General features: G+C 73.1%; 17 protein-coding genes and 1 tRNA gene. 8 read left to right on the top strand and 10 right to left on the bottom strand.

The annotated features are described in order from the left end of the window. Positions 1–4: 4 nt before the first annotated feature. From ACFVYX_RS16325 to ACFVYX_RS16310, 4 genes are all read right to left on the bottom strand, one after another. A complete protein-coding gene (locus ACFVYX_RS16325) occupies positions 5–1468 on the bottom strand; it encodes a C40 family peptidase (protein ID WP_389682022.1) in 1464 nt (487 codons plus the stop codon). A 74-nt stretch (positions 1469–1542) separates the two neighbouring features. Further along, complete coding sequence (locus ACFVYX_RS16320; protein WP_389682021.1) at positions 1543–1851, bottom strand: hypothetical protein; 309 nt, start codon at positions 1849–1851, stop codon at positions 1543–1545. Between the two features lie 19 nt (positions 1852–1870). Further along, positions 1871–2599, bottom strand: coding sequence for a TetR/AcrR family transcriptional regulator (locus ACFVYX_RS16315; protein ID WP_389682020.1), 729 nt, complete (start codon positions 2597–2599; stop codon positions 1871–1873). A gap of 73 nt (positions 2600–2672) precedes the next feature. Continuing rightward, entirely contained in the window at positions 2673–3608 is a 936-nt protein-coding gene (locus ACFVYX_RS16310; RefSeq protein WP_389682019.1) for a diiron oxygenase, read from the bottom strand. A gap of 238 nt (positions 3609–3846) precedes the next feature. Here ACFVYX_RS16310 and ACFVYX_RS16305 point away from each other — a divergent pair, with 238 nt between their 5' ends. Together ACFVYX_RS16305 and ACFVYX_RS16300 are read left to right on the top strand one after the other, a co-directional pair. Next, positions 3847–4956, top strand: coding sequence for a ferritin-like domain-containing protein (locus tag ACFVYX_RS16305; protein ID WP_389682018.1), 1110 nt, complete (start codon positions 3847–3849; stop codon positions 4954–4956). Positions 4957–5032: 76 nt separating this feature from the next. After that, the gene (locus ACFVYX_RS16300) at positions 5033–5863 is read left to right on the top strand and encodes a hypothetical protein (RefSeq protein WP_389682017.1); all 831 of its coding nucleotides are present in this window, start codon (positions 5033–5035) and stop codon (positions 5861–5863) included. Between the two features lie 92 nt (positions 5864–5955). On the opposite strand, the gene ACFVYX_RS16295 is transcribed toward ACFVYX_RS16300, so the two are convergent. From ACFVYX_RS16295 to ligD, 5 genes are all read right to left on the bottom strand, one after another. Further along, complete coding sequence (locus tag ACFVYX_RS16295; protein WP_389682016.1) at positions 5956–7431, bottom strand: penicillin-binding transpeptidase domain-containing protein; 1476 nt, start codon at positions 7429–7431, stop codon at positions 5956–5958. A 28-nt stretch (positions 7432–7459) separates the two neighbouring features. Further along, positions 7460–8839 (bottom strand): FtsW/RodA/SpoVE family cell cycle protein, encoded by a 1380-nt coding sequence (locus tag ACFVYX_RS16290; protein ID WP_389682015.1) that lies wholly within the window; start codon positions 8837–8839, stop codon positions 7460–7462. A gap of 114 nt (positions 8840–8953) precedes the next feature. Further along, positions 8954–11065 (bottom strand): HEAT repeat domain-containing protein, encoded by a 2112-nt coding sequence (locus ACFVYX_RS16285; RefSeq protein ID WP_389682014.1) that lies wholly within the window; start codon positions 11063–11065, stop codon positions 8954–8956. A gap of 207 nt (positions 11066–11272) precedes the next feature. Next, a complete protein-coding gene (locus tag ACFVYX_RS16280; protein WP_389682013.1) occupies positions 11273–12178 on the bottom strand; it encodes a DNA ligase in 906 nt (301 codons plus the stop codon). After that, positions 12175–13071, bottom strand: a complete 897-nt coding sequence (ligD, locus tag ACFVYX_RS16275) for a non-homologous end-joining DNA ligase (RefSeq protein ID WP_389682012.1) — start codon at positions 13069–13071, stop codon at positions 12175–12177. The genes ACFVYX_RS16280 and ligD overlap by 4 nt, the downstream gene beginning before the upstream one ends. Before the next feature lie 51 nt (positions 13072–13122). Between ligD and ACFVYX_RS16270 the strand changes: the two genes are divergently transcribed. The 5 genes from ACFVYX_RS16270 to ACFVYX_RS16250 all read left to right on the top strand — a co-directional run bounded on the left by ACFVYX_RS16270 (position 13123) and on the right by ACFVYX_RS16250 (position 19851). Next, positions 13123–14211 (top strand): Ku protein, encoded by a 1089-nt coding sequence (locus tag ACFVYX_RS16270; protein ID WP_389682011.1) that lies wholly within the window; start codon positions 13123–13125, stop codon positions 14209–14211. 503 nt (positions 14212–14714) lie between these two features. Next, positions 14715–16328 (top strand): M4 family metallopeptidase, encoded by a 1614-nt coding sequence (locus ACFVYX_RS16265; RefSeq protein ID WP_389682010.1) that lies wholly within the window; start codon positions 14715–14717, stop codon positions 16326–16328. Between the two features lie 196 nt (positions 16329–16524). After that, entirely contained in the window at positions 16525–16914 is a 390-nt protein-coding gene (locus tag ACFVYX_RS16260; protein WP_389682009.1) for a molybdopterin-binding protein, read from the top strand. A 90-nt stretch (positions 16915–17004) separates the two neighbouring features. Then, on the top strand, positions 17005–17808 hold the full coding sequence (gene modA / locus ACFVYX_RS16255) for a molybdate ABC transporter substrate-binding protein (protein ID WP_389682008.1): 804 nt from the start codon (positions 17005–17007) through the stop codon (positions 17806–17808). 90 nt (positions 17809–17898) lie between these two features. Further along, positions 17899–19851: an ABC transporter permease gene (locus tag ACFVYX_RS16250; RefSeq protein ID WP_389682007.1), complete on the top strand. Its 1953-nt coding sequence runs from the start codon at positions 17899–17901 to the stop codon at positions 19849–19851. 136 nt (positions 19852–19987) lie between these two features. Here the strand turns inward: ACFVYX_RS16250 and ACFVYX_RS16245 are convergent. Then, positions 19988–20059, bottom strand: a tRNA-Arg gene (locus ACFVYX_RS16245). Positions 20060–20218: 159 nt separating this feature from the next. Between ACFVYX_RS16245 and ACFVYX_RS16240 the strand changes: the two genes are divergently transcribed. Beyond that, a complete protein-coding gene (locus tag ACFVYX_RS16240; RefSeq protein ID WP_389682005.1) occupies positions 20219–20707 on the top strand; it encodes a response regulator in 489 nt (162 codons plus the stop codon). Positions 20708–20767 lie beyond the last annotated feature (60 nt).

The raw sequence follows: 20767 nt of genomic DNA, 5'->3' as shown, positions 1-20767 counted from the left end.
GCCTTCACCCGTGGTCGTACCCCGCGTCCTCGCCGTCCCGCGCTCCCGCCGGAAGCACCGGCGGGGTGTACGCGGCCAGGGCCTTCCCGTCCGGGTCGGGGCGCACGGCCCCGAGCAGCGGGTTCGCCGCGATCGGGGAGACCTTCACCTTGCCGCCCGGACGCGGCGCCTGCACCACGAGGCCCTCCCCGAGGTAGACCGCCACATGTGTGGCGCCGGGGAAGTAGACCACCAGGTCCCCGGGGCGCAGTTCCGCGAGCGGTACGCGGGGCAGGGTCGCCCACTGCTCCTGGCTGGTGCGCGGCAGCTCCCGGCCCGCCGCCGCCCACGCCTGCTGGGTCAGCCCCGAACAGTCGTACGTCTCCGGGCCCTCCGCCCCCCACTCGTACGGCTTGCCGATCTGGCCCACCGCGAACCGCAGCGCCGCCGCGCCCGCCCGGGACGGGGTGCGCCGGCCGTCGAGGACGCCGGAGCCGAGGAGTTCCCGCTGTGCCCCGGCGGTCTGTACGCGCTCCAGCTCGGTGAGCCGGGCCACCTGCTCGGGGGAGAGGGCGGCGAGCAGCTTCTCGACCTCCGCCAGCCGGGCCCGTACCTCGTCGCGCCGGGTGCGCTGCGTGGCGGCGAGGGTCTGCTGCCGGTCGAGCGCCTTCCGGGAGGCGCCCGCCAGCGCGTCCGCCCGCCGCTCGGCCGCTTCGAGCCGCGAGACGGCCGTGGCGCGGTCGCGTGCCGCCCGGGCCATCAGATGGCTCTGCTCCAGGGCCGACCGGGGGTCCGGAGCGAAGAGCACCCGCAGGTAGGAGGAGAGTTCGGACCGGCCCTGGTACTGGTCCCGGGCGATCCGCCCCGCCGCCGCACGTCCCCCGGCCAGGGCGGTCCGGGCGGCGGTGAGGCGGGCCGTGACCTTCTTGGTGTCGGCGGTCTGGCGCTTCAGCGCCTCCTCGGCCGCGTTGAACCGCTCGGTGGCCTCCTCGGCCTGCTGGTAGAGGGTGCGGAGACGGGTGAGCAGGGCGGTGACGGAGTCGCCGCCGGGGGGAGGGAGGGCGGCGCCGTCGTCGAGGGGGGCGGCAGCGGAGGCTGATTCCGGTGATTCCGGTGATTCCGGTGATTCGGGCGGCTCGGGGGTGCGGGCGGCCTCCAAGTCTTCCGGGACCGGGACCGGGACCGGGACCGCTGGATCCTCGGCTCCAGCAGGGTCGGCAGGGTCGGCCGGGTCCGTCGCATCGGTCCCCGTGCTCGGGTCCTCCGGCTCGGCCGACTTCTCCCTCGCGGCCGACGCGGCCCCCTCCGACTCCGGGTCGACGGGTCCCACGGGCTCCGCCGCCGGGTCGGCCCAGGCGATCGGGGCCTCCGCCGCGGGGTCGGCCGGTGGTTCGGGTGCGGCGCCGCCCGCCGGGACCGCCACCCCGGTGAACGTCGCCGCCGCGGCGAGCGCCCCCGTGCAGACCGTACGCAGCAGCCTTCGCGACACGTCACCACCTCCACGGGGATGATGACGTGTCACTTCATCTGATTACCGTACGAACGGGGGCGCGTCCGGCGCCCTCACCCGTTCGGCTCAGCACCCCGCTCGGGCGGGGCCGCACCGCCGCCCGGCTTCGACCACGGCCACCTCAGCTCGCGCCGCTCGCGGCCCCCGGGCGCGTACTGGTAGACCCAGCCGCGCTGGAGCCCGAGCCGCTTCGTGTGGCCCGCGGGCTCGCGCCGGTACGCGTACACCGTCGGCGGGCGTCCGTCATGGGCCGGGACCGGCACCTCGTACCACTTCGGCGGGTGGCCGGTCGGGCCGAGCAGGATCGGCAGGACCCGCCCGTCGAGGGGGCCGCCGCGGAAGGGGGTGTTCTCGCTTCTCACCCCACCAGTCTCCCCCGCCTCAGGGTCGCAGCAGGTGGGCCGCCTCGCCCACCACCGGGATCACCCGGCGGGCCAGCCGCGCCACCGGCCCCTCGGGCGTCTCCTGGGCGAGCAGCCGCCCGACCACCCGCGCCGTCTCGTCGTCGCTCGCCGTGGTCGCCGCGAGCAGGGCGACGAGATGGTCGACGAGCCAGTCCCGCAGCTCCCCGGCCGGGGGCCGCTTGTCCTCGTCGAGCCAGATCAGCGAGGCGGCCTCCACGGCGGCGATCCACGTCCTCACCAGCATGCCGAGCCGGGGCCCTGGCCGCTCCACTCCCAGATGGACGAGGATCTGCTCGGCGGCGGCCCGCCGCACCTCGTCGACGATCGCGGTGGTCCGGGAGGTCTCGGCGACACTGCCACCCCGCAGCAGGGCGCTGAACCCGGCGTCGTGCTCGTCGACGAAGGCCAGATAGCGGTCGAGCACCCGGCCGAGCCGCTCCGTGGGCGGCCCCTCCGGAGGCTCGGTGAAGCACCGGTTCAAGGCGTCGGCGGAGGAGCGCAGGGCCGCCTCGTACAGCTGCTGTTTGCCACCGGGGAAGTAGCGGTAGACGAGGGGCCGCGAGACGCCGGCGGCCTCGGCGACGTCGTCGAGCGAGACGTCCTCGGGGGTCCGGTGGGCGAAGAGCTCCTGGGCGGCGTCGAGGAGCTGCCCGCGCCGCTCCTCGACACTGAGCCTGCGGTACGCGGGAGTGGCGGCACTCGTCATGCTCCGCAGCGTAGCCGCGCGGCCCACGGGCCAGGTGGCGGGAGCCGGCGGCGAAGCGTCTCCGGCACGCACCTCAGGCCAGCAGCCCGGAGGACTTCCACAGCCGGCGCCCCGGCCCGCGCAGGACGCCGATGTCGTCGAGGAAGTCCGTCAACCGCCCGGCACCCGACCGCATGACCTCGCTCCGGTGTCCGCTCGCCCTCACCTGGGCGAGGGCCTCGCGGCGGTCCAGGCCCACGGCCTCGTACACCCGGGGGTTGACGAAGCAGGTGGAGAAGACCCGGGCGGCCTCACCGCAGCTGAGCCGGGTGACCTCCTGCTCCCAGCGCGGGGCGGTCACCATCTGGCGCCGCAGCTCCTCACGGGCGTACCGCACATGGCGGGCCTCCTCGACCACATGGATGCGGGTCACTCCGCGGACGAGGGTCTGCACCCGCTCGTCCGGGAAGGTCAGGCGCTGCATCCAGTCGAGGATCTCCTCGCCGAGCAGGGTGGCGGCGAAGGAACCGGGGGTGGTGGAGACGGTCTTCAGGATCCGCGCGAGGTTGTGGTAGAGCCTCGGCACCGGGTACGCGGGGGTGTCGCTCCGGCGGATCAGCCGGGCGAACATCATCGAGTGCCGGCACTCGTCGGCGATCTCCGTGAGCGCGTAGCGGACGTGATGGCTGGTCAGCGACTTGTCGTAGATGTGCCGGACGAGCAGCTGCATCAGGATGATCTCGAACCAGATGCCGAGGGAGGCGAGCGAGGCGGCCTCGTGGCGGGAGAGGGCGATCCGCTGTTCCTCGGACATCCGGTGCCACAAGGGGGTGCCGTAGAGGGAGACCAGCTCCGGCGGCCAGAACCACTTGCCGTCCTCGAAGGGCGCGTCCCAGTCGAGCTCGGTGTCCGGGTCGTAGGAGTGCTTGCGGGAGGACTCCAGGAGGCGTGCGGCGACCTGCTCGCGGTCGCGCAGCGGCCCCAGGGCGTCCCGGAGGAGACCGAAGTCGGGCTCGGTGAAGGGGGTCATGGGGAGGCACCTCGCTGCGCTCGCCGTCGCGTTACCAGGGGTCGCTCTTTATGAGACTGCCCGTCAGCAACACCGTCAATCCCTTGCGCGCGACTTGTTGACGACTCGTCTACCACCGTGTGAGCCTGGCCGGAGGGCCCGCATCGCGCACGCCCAGCACCCCGCGCAGGCCCACCACCGCACCCGCACCACCGCAACGCACCACGGGAACGGCCCGATCCCCCCGAAGGAGGCGTCAGTGTCGACGCGCGACCTCTACACCACGGCCCCCGCCACCCCCACCTGGCAGGTCCCGGCCACCGGAGCAGCCCGTCTCTCCTGGGAGTACGAGGACGGCCGCGAGCGCCTCCTCGCCCTCTACCAGAAGGGCAAGGACAAGCAGTGGGACGGCGCCACCAGGATCGACTGGGACCTGGAGGTCGACCCGTACGACCCGCTCGGCACCCCCGACGACGTCCTCACCCTCCACGGCACCCGCCACTGGGCGAAGATGACCGAGAAGGACAAGGGCGACCTGCGCCGGCACTACGCCTCCTGGCAGTTCAGCCAGTTCCTCCACGGCGAGCAGGGCGCCATGGTCTGCGCCGCCCGGATCGTCGAGTCGGTCCCCGACCTGGACGCCAAGTTCTACTCGGCCACCCAGACCATGGACGAGGCCCGGCACGCCGAGATCTACGGCCGCTTCCTCCACGACAAGATCGGCATGCTCTACCCGGTCAACGACAACCTCAAGGGCCTCCTCGGCGACACCCTGCGGGACTCCCGCTGGGACATGCCCTACCTCGGCATGCAGGTCCTCATCGAAGGCCTCGCCCTCGCCGCCTTCGGCATGATCCGCGACACCACCGACAAGCCGCTGCCGAAGCAGATCCTCGCCTACGTCATGCAGGACGAGGCCCGGCACGTGGCGTTCGGCCGGATGGCCCTGCGCGACTACTACCGGCAGCTGTCCGACGCCGAACTCCGCGAGCGCGAGGAGTTCGTCATCGAGGGCTGCTACCTGATGCGGGACCGGCTGCGCGGCGTCGAGGTCCTGGAGAACTTCGGCATCCCGAGGAAGGAGGCGGAGGAGCTCAGCGAGCAGAGCGAGTTCCTGCACCTCTTCCGCAAGCTCCTCTTCAGCCGGATCGTCCCCTGCGTCAAGGACATCGGCCTCTGGGGCGAACGCCTCCAGAAGGCCTACCTCGACATGGGCGTCTTCGACCTCGGCGACTCCAACCTCGACCTGCTGATGACCCAGGACGAGGAGATCGCGGAGGCGCTGGACCGCGAGCGGTTCGCGGCGGAGGAACAGGAGCGGGTGGCGGAGGTCGAAGAGGCGATCGCGGCGGGCGCGGCGGAGGGGTAGAGGACGCCGGGTGGTCGTGCGGGGAGCGCGCGACCCGGAAGAGGGGATGTCGTACCGGTGACGTAGCGTGCCCGTCATGACCACGCCGCCCCGGCCGAGCCGGCCTCCCCACGCCCCGTACGGCGGGCCCGTACCGCCCCCGCAGCAGCCCGGGGCGTTCGGGTCTCCGCAGGGTTTCCCCCAACAGGGCTTCCCGCCGCACGGCGTCCCGCCCCAGTACCCCGGGCCGGGCGCCGGAGTCTGGGGGCAGCCGCCCATGGGGCCGCCGCCGAAGAAGAAGCTGTCGGCCGGGGCGGTCGTCGCCATCGTCCTGGGATCCCTGGTCCTGGTCGGCGGTCTCGGTTACGCGGCGAAGGCCGGGCTCGACGGCGTCGGCGTCACCGGCCCCTTCCCCGAGGCGACCCATGAACTCGTCGTCCCGAAGACGCTGCTCGCCGGTGAGTACACCCTGGTCACCGACCTCTCCGACACCCAGGGCAAGGAGATCGAGGACACCCCCGATCTCACCGTGAAGGACGCCGAGGCGGCCGTCGGGCAGTACAGCGGCAAGGACGAGTCCGTACTCGTCGTCTCCGGGATGCACGGACGTATCAAGAACGGCGAGTTCACCCGGGGGTCCATCCTCAAGGGCGCGGCCACGGAGAAGGGCTCCACGCTCGTCGTCCGCCCCAAGGACTTCACCCCCGCCGGATACGGCGTGACCGTCCGCTGCCAGGTCACCACGTCGAAGGACGCCCTCGGCACGACCACGCTCCCCATGTGCGCCTGGGGCGACGACAACACCGCGGCCGCCGTGGCCCTGGTGACCCCCGACGCGGCCACCGCCGACCCGGAGGACATCGACCTGGCCGCACTGGCCGAGACCACGGTCAAGATCCGCGCGGAGATCCGCAAGCCGATCGCCTGACATGTCCGGGGCGCGCCGGGGGCGGCTCGGGAGCCGTGGCCGGGGGTGTCCGACCATTCCCGTCGGATCCGACGCCCATGGTCGGACACCCCCTAGCCCCGCGCCTCCGCCTCCAGCCGGAGCGCCTCCGTCATCACCGCCTTCGCGAGCGGGGCCGCGCTGCCGCCCCCGCTGATGTCCGTACGGGACGCCTCCGCGTCCTCGACGACCACCGCCACGGCGACCGCCGGCTGGGCCGCGTCCTCGGCCTGTGCCCAGGCGATGAACCAGGCGTACGGGGTCCCCGTGTTGCCGAAGCCGTGCTGGGCGGTGCCGGTCTTGCCGCCGACCCGGGCGCCCGGGATCGCCGCGTTCGTCCCCGTACCCTCCTCGACCGCCTTCACCATCAGCCGCTGGAGGTGCATCGCCGTCGAGGGGTTCATCGCCTGCCGGTAGCTGCGGCGGCCGGTGCGGTCGATCGTCGTGCCGCCCGAGGTCGTCAGGCGGTCGACGAGGTACGGGTGGGCGATCTCCCCGTTGTTGGCGACGGCCGCCGCCACCATGGCCATCTGGAGCGGGGTGGCCGTCGTGTCGAACTGCCCGATCGACGAGAGCGCCAGCTGGTCCGGGCTCATCTCCCGGTCGAAGTTGGACTTCGCCACCCAGGACGGCACCCGCAGCGCCGTGTCGTTGAAGCCGAACCGTTCCACCGCGTCGACCATCCCGGTCAGGCCCACCTCCACGCCGAGGCCGGCCATCACCGTGTTGCAGGACCACTGGATGGCGTACGCGAGGGACGCGTCCGCGCACCCCCGTGCCTCGTTCGGCAGCACCTGCCGGGTGCCGGGCAGCACGAAGGGGTCGGGGGTGTCGGTCGGCGCCTCCACGTCCCGTACGGCCCCGGCGTCCAGGGCCGCGGCGGCCGTCACGATCTTGAACGTGGAGCCCGGCGGGTACGTCTGCCGCAGCGCCCGGTTCAGCATCGGCTGGTTCGGTGAGGTGTTCAGCCGCTTCCAGGCGTCCTTGACGCCCATGCCCGTACCGGAGAGGACGCCCGGGTCGTACGAGGGCGAGCTGACGAGCGCCAGGATGCGGCCGCTGTGCGGCTCCACCGCGACGACCGCGCCGCGCTTCCCGCCGAGCCCCCGGTAGGCGGCCTCCTGCATCGAGGCGCGGATCGTCGTCACCACGTCTCCACCGGGCTGCCGGCCGCGCGTGAGGTCGTTCCAGAGCGGCAGCGGCGCCAGCATCGGTTCGGTCCCGGCGAGGACCGCGTCCTCCGCGTGCTCGACGAGGGTGGTGCCGTACGTCTGAGAGGAGTACCCGGTCAGCGGGGCGTACAAGGGTCCCTGGCGGTAGGTCCGTTCCCAGCGCAGCTGCTGTCCGCTGTCGCGGGAGCCCGTCACCGGCTTGCCGTCGACGACGATCTCGCCGCGCGGCTGCGCGTACCGGGAGATCGCGATCCGCCGGTTGGCCGGGTTGTCGTCGAGCGACTCGGCCTCGAAGAGCATCACCCGGGCGGAGTTGACGAGGAGCGCCACGAGCAGCACGAGACAGAGAGCGGCGGCCCGCCGGGCGTACCGGATCACGAGGCGCCTCCCGTCCGGCACGACCGGCTCACGCGGCGCCCTCCTTCACCGGCGCGAGCGTCCCCGTGTCGGCGGAGTCCGGCTGGGGGGCGCGCGCCGAGTCGCTGACGCGGATGAGCAGCGCCACGATCACCCAGTTGGTGACCACCGAGGAACCTCCCTGGGCGAGGAACGGCATGGCCATGCCGGTCAGCGGGATCAGCCCCATCACTCCGCCCGCGATCACGAAGACCTGGAGCGCCACGATCGACGCGAGGCCGATCGCGAGGAGCCGGCCGAAGGGGTCGCGCAGCGAGAGGCCGGCGCGATATCCCCTGGCGACGAGCAGCGCGTACAGGAGGAAGAGCGCGGTCAGGCCGACGAGCCCCAGCTCCTCGCCCGCCGTGGCCAGGATGAAGTCGGACTTGGTGGCGAAGCCGATGAGGACGGAATGGCCGAGTCCGAGCCCGCTGCCGAGCATCCCCCCGGCGGCGAAGGAGAACAGCGACTGGGCGAGCTGCCCCGGTCCGTCGCCCGCCCGGATCGACGCGAACGGATCGAGCCAGTCCTGCACCCGGCTGTGCACATGGGGTTCGAGCGAGCCGACGAGGAAGGCCCCGGCGGAGGCGAGCACGAGGCCGACCGCGATCCAGCCGATCCGGCCGGTCGCCACGTACAGCATGATCACGAAGAGCCCGAAGAAGAGCAGCGACGTACCGAGGTCCCGTTCGAGGACGAGCACGCCGACGCTCAGCAGCCAGATCGCCACGACGGGCCCGAGCACCCGCCCGGAAGGGAACTGGAACCTCCAGATCCGGCGGCCGGTGTACGCGAGCGCGTTGCGGTTGGCCGCGAGGTACGCGGCGAAGAAGACCGCGAGCAGGATCTTGGCGAACTCGCCCGGCTGGAACGAGAGACCGCCGAGCCGGATCCAGATCCTGGCACCGTTCACGGCCGGGAAGAAGATCGGCAGGATCATCAGGGCGAGCGCGGCGGCCACCGACACGTACGCGTACCCCTGGAGCACGCGATGGTCGCGGAGCAGCAGGACGACCACGATGAAGAGCGCCACTCCGAGCGTCGACCAGACCAGCTGCGTCGCGGCCGCCTGGTCGCGCGGTGTCTCCAGGTCGAGACGGTAGATGAGCACCAGGCCGAGGCCGTTGAGCAGGACCGCGATCGGCAGCAGCAGCGGATCGGCGTACGGGGCGCGGAACCGGACCGAGAGATGGGCGACGAGCGCGAGCAGACCGAGACCGGCCCCGTAGCGGGCGGCGTCCGGCGGCACGGCACCGCTGCGGGCGAGGCCGACCTCGGCGTAGCCGCAGACGGAGATGAGGACGGCGCAGACGAGGAGGGAGAGTTCCACGCCGCGGCGCTTCGGGATGCGTACCCCGGGCGGGGGCGCGTCCGTTCGCGGTGCGGTCATGGCCGCAACGTAGCAAGCGGTATGCCCTATGTCCCTTTTGTGTGACGGTGTGCCGTGCGGTCAGTGGGTGTCTTGCCGATCCGGCCGGGCCCGACGGGAATTGTCGGACAGGATCTAGAACACCCCCCGCTCCATCCGGGCCAGCGCGGCCCGGCACAAGGTCAGCAGCTTCTCGTCGAGGTGGACGTCATGGCTGCCCGAGGCGCCCTCCCGGGCGTTGTGGCGGCGCCGCCGGGTCAGCTCGGTGAGGATCACCAGCTGCGCCTCCGCCGCCGCCGGCCCCATCTCCGCCAGGCACTCGGCGACGTCCACGCGCGCGTGCCGGTTCTCCTCCCAGGCCGCGAGCAGCACGGGCAGGGCCGTCGCCGCGTCCCCGGACACCCGCCACAGGGCCGCGGCGCTGCGGACCCGCACCCACAGGTCCCGGGAGGCGAGGCCGGGCAGGAGGGCGGGGGCCGCCGCGGCCGCGGCCGGGCCGATTTCGCCGAGCGCCTGCGCGGCGGAGCAGCGGTCGGCGCCCGAGACGCCCGGCCGCAGCCACCGCTCCAGGGCCGAAAGGACCTCCGCGGGATCCCCCTCGGCCGCCCACAGGGCGCGCGCCGCCGTCGTCGCGACCGCGGCCGACTCGGCGCCCAGGAGCCGCCGGATGTCCGGTACGGCAGGCCGGGCGGCGGGACCGAAGGCCGCCAGGGTCCGCAGAGCGGCCTCCCGCACCCAGTCCCGCCGGTTCGACGGCGCTCCGCGCAGCACGCGCAGGACCTCGGGTACGGCCTGGCCGCCCCGGACCGCCGCGAGGGCGTACAGCAGGGGCGTGGCCCGGTCGTAGAGCCGCTCGTCGAGCTCGACCTCGGCGAGCCGGCGGCGCAGCGGCGGGGCGAGCATCGCGGCCGACGGCCCGAGGCCGTCCATGGCGTACAGCAGCTCCCGTCGCACCTCGCCCTCCTCCAGGGCGCGGGCGAGCAGCGGGACGGCCCGGGCGTCCCCGGCGCGGGCCAGCGCGAGGAGCGCCCCGTCCCGTCCGGACCGGCCGAGGAAACCGCCCGGACCGCCACCGCCCTGAGCCGGCCCGTACGGGCCGCCGGCGAGGCGGGCGGCGAGCGCGTCGGCGGCGGGCGCGCCCAGCTCGAAGAGCCGCTCGAGGAACGAGGTGGCGGCCTCCCGGAGCCGGGGCTCGGGATCCTGGAGCTGCGCGCCGACGAGCCGGACGACCTCCTCGTACCGCCCGCGCCAGACCCGTATCAACCCGCCGCACAGCCAGATCGCGTCCGAACGCTGTCCCCAGTCGGGGCTGCGCAACTGCGCGAGGATCAGCGCGACGCGGTCGTCGACCCGGTCGTCGAGCGCCGTGTGCAGGGTCCGCAGCAGCTCCTCCGTCCAGGGCGCGGGGCGTCCCGCGGCGTGCTCCTCCAGGAGTTCGCGGACCTGCCCGATGAGGGTCGGCGGGGCGTGCCGGGAACCCTCGGAGCCGGGGGCGGCCGACGCCTGCGCGGTGACCCTGATTTCCTCCAGGAGCCCCGTTACCCACGGCACGATGTCGTCGGGGATGTCACCCGGGGCGCAGCGCGCCCGCTGCGCGAGGGCCGCGAGACGGAGTCCCGGGTCGTGGGCGGCGCGGGCGAGCCAGCCGAGCCAGTCGACGGTCTCGGCGCGCAGCGAGGCGTGCCGCAGGGCGATCCGCCCGACGGCGGCCACGAGGGCGAGCCGTACCTCGGTGTCCCGCTCGACGGTGAGCCGCTCGCGCAGCAGCGTGAGCACGAGGGCGGGCTCGGGGTGGAGCGAGGCGAGCGCGCAGGGCGCGGCGAGGCGGACCTCGGGGTCCGCGTCGGAGACGAGACCGAGGAAGACGTCGGCGCCGGCGGCGATGGCGGCTGCGGCCATCGCGTAGTTGGCGGCGGGGATGAACTCCTCCTCGTCGGGGTCGAGTTCGTCGAGCTCGTCGTCGTCGTCGAGCTCGATGCCGCCGATGCTGGTGAGCAGCTCGACGAGGGGGCCGCGGTCCTGGACGACGGGGTCGGCGACGAGTTCGAGGAGGAAGGGGATGCAGGCGAGCGTCGAGTCGTACACGTCGCCCTGGTGGTGCACGGCGCCGTACATGCCGTCGAGGGCGGTCTCGCGCTCCGCGGGATCGGCGGAGGCGAGTCCGCGGAGGAGCTCCGGCACGTCGTCCGCGGGGCCGTACGCGTGCCCCAGTGAGGCCCAGTCGACCTCCTCGATCCCCGTCAGCATGTACCAGGCCGCCTTCCCCGTGAGCGCTACCAGGCAGCAAGTGTGCACCACGGCAGGCACAGCAAGGCCTTACCGGCGCCAGCGGGCCCGCACGGACCGCGAGTTGCGACTTCTTTCCGCCATGTACGCTACGGAGCAAGGCAGTTGCTCTGGGTATCGAACCGAGTTCGCCCCGAATCGGAAAGCGCGCCCGGCGCAAGGGGCGGTTCAGCCTTCCGACCGCACCCGGACGAACGTCGCGTTCTCCTGCCGCTGCCGCACCGCGAGCTGCCGCAGTTCGACGGGGACCGGCGGGTCGACCCACCGCACCGGCCCGTGCTCCGGGTCCGTCGCCAGGGGCCCGGCCCGGTCGCCCACCAGCGCACCGACCTCCCGCGACTGCGCCGGGGTCAGCCGGGGGGAGGTGGTCACGGTACGGCCGTCGTGAAGCCGTACGACCAGGGCGCGGGGCCGGTCGGCCGGGCCGAGGACACCGAGCAGCAGACCGTCGCTGGTCTCCGCGTGCCGGATCTTCCGCCAGGCCCAGGTGGGCCCCGCCCGGTAGGCCGAGCCCAGCGTCTTGGCGACGATCCCCTCGACGCCGGCGTCCCGCAGGTCCCGGAACCAGTCGCGCGCCGTCTCCTCGTCGAGGGTGGCGAGGACACGCTGGAGCGGCGGCTCGACCTCCCGCAGGGCCGCGCCGAGCAGCTCCCACCGCTCGCGGAGCGGCAGACCCCGTACGTCACGCCCGGGGACCGCGAGGATGTCGAAGGCGATGTACGAGACGGGCACTCCGGCTCGTGCCCGGTCCGCGGGGGAGCGGAGCAGGTCGGTGAAGCTCAGGCGCCCCTCCCGGTAGGCGCACAGCTCGCCGTCGAGGACGATCCCGGGCGGCAGCTGTTCCCGCAGGTGCGCGGCGGTCCCGGGGAACTCGGGGGCGAGGTCCCGGCGGGAGCGGGACTGGAGGACGACCCTGCCGCCGTCGAGGACGAAGGCGAGCGCGCGGAAGCCGTCCAGCTTGAGCGAGTACTGGAGCTGCCGTGGCGGCTCCGCCTGTGCGGGGATCTCGTCGGCGGCACGTGGCCGCATGACGTCGACGGGCGGGACCAGCACCACGGCCCCGGGGCCGTTCACGGCAGCTCCCCCGCCCGTCCGGGCGCGAAAAGGGGCGCCAGGAGGTCCCCGTACCGCTCCAGACGTGGCGTGATGTCGTCCATGAGGAGGACAAGGGCCTCCGGGCCGGCGGCGGTCCCGGCGCACTCCTCGACCTCCTCCCAGGTGACGGGGGCGGAGACGGCGGGCCGGGCGCGGGCCCGCAGGGTGTAGGGGGTGGCGGTCGTCTTGGCGGCGGCGTTCTGGCTGTGGTCGACGAAGACCTTCCCCGGCCGCAGGGCCTTGGCCATCCGGTGCACGACCAGCTTCGGCAGCGCCGCCTCCGCCTCGACGGCGAGCTGTCTCGCGTACGCCGAGACGCGCGCGGAGGGTGTCGGCGCCACCGGGACGAGGAGGTGCAGCCCCTTGGCGCCGGAGGTCTTGGCGAAGGCCTCGAGCCCGTCCGCGGCGAGCCGCTCACGCAGGTGCAGCGCGACCCGGCAGCACTCGACGACCGTCGCGGGCGGCCCGGGGTCGAGGTCGAACACGAGCCGGTCGGCGACGGCGGGAGAGGAGGTCCGCCACTGCGGCGTGTGGAACTCCACGACCAGGTTCGACGCCCACATCAGCGAGGCCAGGTCATCGATCACCACCTGCCGGGCCCCGGGGGCGTCGGAGCGGGGCACGGGGGTGGTCCTCACCCAGGAGGGTGTGCCGGGCGGGGGATTCTTCGTGAAGAAGAGCTGCCCGTCCGGGCCGTCCGGATAGCGCAGGAAGGACACCGGGCGATCGCGCAGATGCGGCAGGATCGCGGCCCCGACCGTCGCGTAGTAGTGGAGCACCTCGCCCTTGGTGGTGCCGGTGACCGGGTGGATCACCTTGTCCAGGTTGCTGAGCGCCAGGCGCCGCCCCTCCACCTCTGTGATCGGCGTCATACGATGAGAATCCCCACGAATCATCGCTTTTAGGCTCGAAAGGGAAGAAACGTGCGATCCATCTGGAACGGCGCCATATCTTTCGGGCTTGTCAGCATCCCGATCAAGCTGGTGAACGCCACGGAGAGCCGGTCGGTCTCCTTCCGCCAGATCCACACCGAGGACGGCGGCCGTGTCCGCTACAAGAAGGTGTGCGAGCTCGACGGCGAGGAGCTCTCCACGGCGGAGATCGGCAAGGCGTACGAGGACGCCGACGGGACCATGATCCCGATCACCGACGAGGACCTGGCCTCCCTGCCGCTCCCCACCGCGAAGACGATCGAGATCGTGTCCTTCGTGCCGGCCGGCGACATCGACCCGCTCCAGATGGACGCCGCGTACTACCTCTCGGCGAACGGCGTGCCGGCGGCCAAGCCGTACACGCTGCTCCGCGAGGCGCTCAAGCGCAGCGACAAGGTGGCCGTGGCCAAGTTCGCCCTCCGGGGGCGGGAGCGGCTCGGCATGCTGCGGGTCGTGGACGACGTGATCGCGATGCACGGCCTGCTCTGGCCGGACGAGATCCGCGCCCCCGAGGGCGTGGCCCCGGAGAGCCCGGTGACCGTACGGGAGGCCGAACTCGACCTGGCGGACGCCCTGATGGCCACGCTCGGGGAGGTCGACATCAGCACCCTGCACGACGACTACCGCACCGCGGTCGAGGAGATGATCGCGGCGAAGGCGGAGGGCGGCGAGGGCGTCGCGGCCCCGCCCACCGAGGAGGCGCCGGGCGGCCGGGTCATCGACCTGATGGCGGCCCTGGAGAGCAGCGTCCGGGCGGCGAAGGAGGCCCGGGGCGAGGAAGCGGACGCCGTGGTGACCGAGCTCAAGCCGCGCGGGACGCCGAAGGAGACGGGCGGCAAGAAGTCCACGTCCCGCACGCCCGCGAAGAAGACGGCGGCCCCGGCCCGCAAGTCGACGTCGACGGCCGGTGGTACGGCGAAGGAGACGCCGGCGAGGAAGAGCACGGCGAAGGCGAAGGAGCCGGCGAAGAAGTCCGCGGCCAAGAAGGCCACGGCGAGGAAGACGGCGACGAAGACCACGGCGAAGACCGCGACGAAGGACACGGCGAAGAAGGCGGCCCCGCGCAAGCGCACGGCCTGAGGCCCCCGGCCGGGCGGCCGCCGCGACGCCTCGGGTGAGCCGGCGCCGCGGTGGTGCGGCGCGTCAGCGGCGGGCGTCGGGGTGGCCCCGCACCACGAGTCGATCCGGTCCCGGGTGGCCCGGAGCCCCGCGCGGGCGTCGCGGACCCGTGCGGGCGGTGCCGTCGCGGTGTCCGTGGGACCTGTCCGTACGACTTCCCTCAGCCGGCCGGCCCTGCGCCGCGCCCCGTCGCCGAAGACGCCGGGCTCGCCGGGGGAGAGGTGAACCCCCGCCTCCCCGAGCCGCGCCCGGACCACCCTCGTGCTGCCCGACTGCGGGCAAGGAGACCCACTCTCTCCCCCCAACACCCCGCATAGCGAACACAGTTCTCTGTCCTTCGGACAACAGCTGGTCAAATCCTTGTTGCAGACCTGTCAAAAAGGCTTCTTCGCTGGCACGCTTCCAGCCGCACCACCCCCCACCCCCCACCCTTCACCCCCACGCTTGTCAGCGAAGGAGCCCGAGTGACCCGCCAGCAGTCCTCGCACCGCCGCACCACCACCGCCCGCGCCGCCGCCCTGATCGCATCGGCCGCCATGGTCGTCGTCGGAGTCCAGACCGGATCCGCCAGCGCCGATGTCCAGCGCGAGGCCGGGGCCACCGCGCTCGTCCTCACCGGCGCCGAGCGCGCCACCGCCGTGCGCGAGGCGCAGGCCGGAGCCGCCGCCACCGGCAAGGCCATCGGTCTCTCCGGCCAGGAGAAGCTCGTCGTCCGGGACGTCGTCAAGGACGCCGACGGCACCGTCCACACGCGCTACGAGCGCACCTACGAGGGTCTCCCCGTCCTCGGCGGCGACCTCGTCGTCCACCAGAAGAAGAACGGCTCGCGCGCCACCACCAAGGCGACCGACGCCCGCATATCCGTGGCGAGCACGACGGCGAAGGTCACCGCCGAGACCGCGGGGAAGGCCGCCGCGGCGTCCTCCGACGCGCGCTCCGCCGCCCCCTCCTCGTCCCGCAAGGTGGTCTGGGCCGCCACCGGCAAGCCGGCCCTCGCCTGGGAGACGACCGTCACGGGCGTCCAGGCCGACGGCACCCCGAGCGAGCGCCACGTCATCACCGACGCCACCACCGGCAAGGAGCTGTACGCCTACGAGGCGATCGAGACGGGCACCGGCCACACCCAGTACAGCGGTACGGTCACCCTCGGCACCGCGCCCTCGTTCACCCTCACGGACACCGCACGCGGCGGCCACAAGACGTACGACCTGAACGGCGGCACCAGCGGCACCGGCTCCCTCTTCACCAACAGCACCGACACCTGGGGCAACGGCCTCGCCACGAACCGGGAGACCGCCGCGGCCGACGCCCACTACGGCGCGGCCGTCACCTGGGACTTCTACAAGAACGAGCTCGGCCGCAACGGCATCCGCGGCGACGGCGTCGCGGCCTACTCCCGCGTCCACTACGGCAACGCGTACGTCAACGCCTTCTGGTCCGACTCCTGCTTCTGCATGACCTACGGCGACGGTGCGAACAACGCCAGGCCGCTCACCTCGATCGACGTGGCCGGCCACGAGATGACCCACGGCCTCACCGCCTCGACGGCCAACCTGCGCTACAGCAAGGAGTCGGGCGGCCTGAACGAGGCAACCTCCGACATCCTCGGCACCTCGGTCGAGTTCTACGCGGCCAACGCCTCGGACGCCGGCGACTACCTCATCGGCGAGAAGATCGACATCCGCGGCAACGGCACCCCGCTCCGCTACATGGACAAGCCGAGCCGTGACGGCAGCTCCGCCGACTACTGGTCCAGCAGCCTCGGCCGCCTCGACGTCCACCACTCCTCGGGCCCGGCCAACCACTTCTTCTACCTGCTCTCCGAGGGCAGCGGCGCGAAGACGCTCAACGGTGTCTCGTACGACTCCCCGACGTACGACGGCTCCACCCTCACGGGCATCGGCCGCGCCAAGGCCTACAAGATCTGGTTCAAGGCCCTCTCCACCTACATGACCTCCTCCACCACCTACGCCGGCGCCCGCACGGCCACCCTGTCCGCGGCCACCGACCTCTACGGCGCGGGCAGCCCCGAGTACGCGGCGGTCGCCAAGGCCTGGACGGCGATCAACGTCAAGTGACCCCAGGGGCCGCCCGGCCGGGACAACCCGCCGGGCGGCCCACGGTCTCCTCAAGGAGCCGGCGTCCGCCCCTGCGCGGACGCCGGCTCCGTCGTATGCGCGTATGTGTCGCTTCCTCCAAGCAGACTCTCATCCGCCATGGAGGGTCCCACGATTCAGTTGCAGATGCGTGAGATCACGGCCTAACGTGTCGCACATGCAGTCCTACACCATCGGCCAGGCCGCGCGTCTCCTCGGCGTCAGCCCCGACACCGCGCGACGCTGGGCCGACGCCGGCCGCGTCGCGACCCGTCGCGACGAGAGCGGCCGGCGCGTGATCGACGGGGAGGCGCTCGCCGCCTTCTCCGTGGAGATCGCGCAGAGCGACGACGACGAGGTTCCGTACACGTCGGCGCGCAACTCCTTCCCGGGCATCGTCACGGCGATCAAGCTCGGCGACGTCGCGGCCCAGGTCACCATCCAGGCCGGACCGCACCGCCTGGTCTCCCTCCTCACCCGTGAGGCCGTGGAGGAACTGGGACTGGAAGTCGGCGTGCGGGCCACCGCCCGCGTGAAGTCGACCAGCGTGCACATCGACCGCACCTGATCGCCCCTCACGCCGTACCGAGGCCTCCCGGCCGTCGGCGCGACCGGCCTCCTCCCCGTACGTTCCCTCCGCCCCCAGGAGTCCGCCCCCATGGCCCTCATGCCGACCGTCACCCGCCGCCGTGCCGCCGCCGCCCTCACCGCGGCGCTGCTTCTGCCGCTCGCGGCCTGTTCGAGCGACGACACCACGCGGGACACCGGCGGATCCACGGCCTCCGGCACCGCGCCCCGGGCGAAGCTGACGGTCCTCGCGGCCGCCTCCCTCACCGACGCCTTCAGGACCGCCGGCGCCGCATACGAGAAGTCCCACCCGGGCACCGAGCTCACCTTCTCCTTCGCCGGCTCCCAGGAACTCGTCGCCCAGGTGACCCAGGGCTCGCCCGCCGACGTCCTGGTGACCGCCGACACCAAGAGCATGGACAAGGTACGGGCCGACACCGGCACACCGGCGGTCATCGCGAAGAACCGCCTGGTCATCGCCACCGGCGAAGGCAACCCCTTCAAGGTCGACGGCCTGAACGACCTCGCGGACCCCAGCCTCAAGGTCGCCCTCGCCGCCCCCGAGGTACCGGCCGGCAAGTACAGCCGGCAGATCCTCGACGCCCAGAAGATCACGGTGAATCCGGTCTCCCAGGAGCCGAACGTGCGCGCCGTGCTCAGCAAGGTCGAGCTGGGAGAGGCCGACGCCGGGCTCGTCTACAGGACCGACGCCGAGAGCGCCGGGGACAAGGTCGACGCGGTCGAGATCCCCGACGCGCAGAACGCCGTCGCCGCCTACCCCGCCGCCACACTGAAGGACTCGGAGAACGCCGAGGCCGCCGCCGCGTTCGTCAGCTGGCTCTCCTCGCCCGAGGCCCGGAAGATCCTCCAGGACGCCGGCTTCCAGAAGCCGTGACCGACCGGACCACCCGGACCGCGCGGCACTGTCCGTACCGGGGGACCGGATGATCCTCGCTCCGCCTCTCCTCACGCCGTCGGGAACACGATGAAACAAGCAGGCATCCGCACCCCCGGAAGGCGCACCGGCCGCGCCAGGCCGCCGCTCGCCCTCGCGCTGCCCGCGCTGCTCGCCGTGGTCTTCCTCGCTCTCCCGCTGGTCGGCATCCTCGCGCGGACCGAATGGGGCGAGCTCGCCGGCCACCTGACGTCCCCCGGGACCGTCGAGGCGCTGCGACTTTCGCTCGTGGTGTCGTTCTGGGCGCTCGGCCTGTCCCTGCTGCTCGGCGTACCGCTGGCATGGCTGCTCGCCCGGGTCACCTTCCCCGGCAAGGCGTTCGTCCGCTCACTCGTCCTGCTGCCGATGGTGCTGCCACCGACGGTCGGCGGTGTCGCCCTGCTGCTCGCCTTCGGCAGGCGCGGAGTGCTCGGACCGTGGCTGGAGAACACCTTCGGGGTCACGCTGCCGTTCCACACCTCCGGCGCCGTCCTCGCCGCCACCTTCGTCTCCATGCCGTTCCTCGTCGTCAGCCTGGAGGGCGCGCTCGGCGGACTGCGGCCGCGGTACGAGGAGACGGCGGCCTCCCTCGGCGCCTCGCCCGTACGGGTCTTCCTCACCGTCACCCTGCCCATGGTGGCGCCCGGCGTCGTCGCGGGCGCGGCCCTCACCTGGGCGCGGGCCCTCGGCGAGTTCGGCGCCACCATCACCTTCGCCGGCAACCTCCCCGGCACCACCCAGACCCTGCCGCTCCAGGTCTACCTCCTGCTCCAGGACGAACCCGAGGCCGCCACCTCCGTCTCCCTGCTGCTCCTCGCCATCGCCATGGCCGTCCTCATCGCCCTGCGCGGACGGTGGACCGGCGCCCCGAGCGACACGAAGCGGCGCACCGCCCCCGAGGCCGCCCCGGAGCCGGTCCCCGCCGACGCGGCTCCCGATGCGCCCCCGCCGACCCCCGGCGTCGCCGGCCGCTGGTCGCTGGGCGCCGACGTCACCGGCTTCACCCGGCTCACCCTGGACGCCGAAGCCGGCACCACCATCGCCGTCGTCGGCCCCAACGGCGCCGGGAAGACCACCCTGCTCCGCGCCCTGCTCGGCCTCACCCCCCGCGCCCACGCCGAGCTCAGGCTCGGCGGAGAGGACGTCACCGCACTGCCCCCGCACCGCCGCCGCGTCGCCTGGGTGCCGCAGGACGGCGCCCTCTTCCCGCATCTGTCGGCCCTCGCCAACACCGCGTACGGGCTGCGCGCCCAGGGTGTGGCGCGAGCCGAGGCCCGCCGCGAGGCCCAGGCATGGCTCGACCGCCTCGGCGTCGGCCACCTCGCCCACCGCCGCCCCGCCCAGCTCTCCGGCGGTCAGGCCCAGCGCGTCGCCCTGGCCCGCGCCCTCGCCGCCCGGCCCCGGCTGCTCGTCCTCGACGAACCGCTCGCCGCCCTCGACCAGACCACCCGCGCCCATGTACGGCACACCCTGCGCAGCCACCTCTCCGGCTTCGGCGGTGTCTGCCTGATCGTCACCCACGACCCCGTAGAGGCGGTCTCCCTCGCCGACCGCGTCCTCGTCCTCCAGGACGGCCGAGCCCTCCAGGACGACACCCCGGCGGAGGTCACCCGCCACCCCCGCTCTCCGTGGGTGGCCCGGATGCTCGGCCGCAACGCCTGGCCCGGCACGGCCACCCCCGACGGCCTCGCCCTCGACGGCGGCGGCACCCTGGTCGCGGCCGAATCGCCGCCGGCCGGCACCCCTGCGCTCGCGATCGTCGCCCCGGAGGCGGTCTCCGTCCACCGGGAGAAGCCCGCGGGCAGCCCCCGCAACGTCTGGCCCGGCACCGTACGCGAGATCACCGCGAGCGGCAGCCGACTGCGAATCCTCGTCACCTCCCCCCAGGCCCCCGACCTCGTCGCGGAGATCACCCCCCAGGCCGCCGCCGAACTCGCCCTCGCCGAGGGGACACCGGTCTGGACCAGCGTGAAGGCAACGGAGACGACGATCGTGCCCCTCTGACCGACCCGGCGTCAGTCCGCCCGGGGCCCGGCCAGGAAACGGACGGACCGGCGCTCGGCCGGCACGGCACATACAACAAGACCCCGCGCTCAGCGTTTCCACTGATCACGGGGTCTGTGTGGCACTTCCTGCGAAGTGCCCCCGGCAGGATTCGAACCTGCGCACACGGCTCCGGAGGCCGTTGCTCTATCCCCTGAGCTACGGGGGCGCTGCCGCGTTCGGCGGCGACGGGTAGAACCCTACCAGCTCTCTGGGAGTGGCTGTGAACAGGTATTTCCGGGGCGTCACCGGGGGTCGGGTCCCCCGCACGGGTCAGAAGTGGGTAAAACCCGGACGCAGCCGTTCGGGGCGCCCTACTCTCGTTCGTGTGTCAGGGGTGTCCGGTCGGGTGCTCGTTGTCGATGACAACAAGGTGATCCGGCAGTTGATCAGGGTCAATCTCGAACTCGAGGGGTTCGAGGTCGTGACCGCGGCCGATGGTGCCGAGTGTCTGGATGTCGTGCATCGGGTTCGTCCTGATGTCGTCACCCTGGACGTCGTCATGCCCCGGTTGGACGGGATCAAGACGGCCGAGCGGCTACGTGCCGATCCGCGCACCAGTGATCTGCCGGTCGCGATCATCAGCGCCTGCGGTGAGCACGAGGTCGCCGACGGGGTCGCGCCCCGGGTCGACGCGTTCCTCGCCAAGCCCTTCGAGCCCGCCGAGCTCGTCCGCGTGGTCCGTCAGCTGATGCACCGCGAGCGGCGGGAGCGGCCGGAGGCGGCCGGGACCGACGGGGGAGAGGAACCGGCCGCGGCCGAGGAGCGGCAGGATCAGGGGACCCGACGTGCCGGAAGCGCGCCCGGGGTGCACTGAACGGGCGCACCGGACTAGGCGCCGGGCAGGTGCACTGAGCTTGTGCGCTCAGCAGCTGCG

The organism is Streptomyces sp. NPDC058326 (genome assembly GCF_042879855.1).
GTDB lineage: Bacteria > Actinomycetota > Actinomycetes > Streptomycetales > Streptomycetaceae > Streptomyces.
This window is presented reverse-complemented; position numbering and strand designations above follow the sequence as displayed.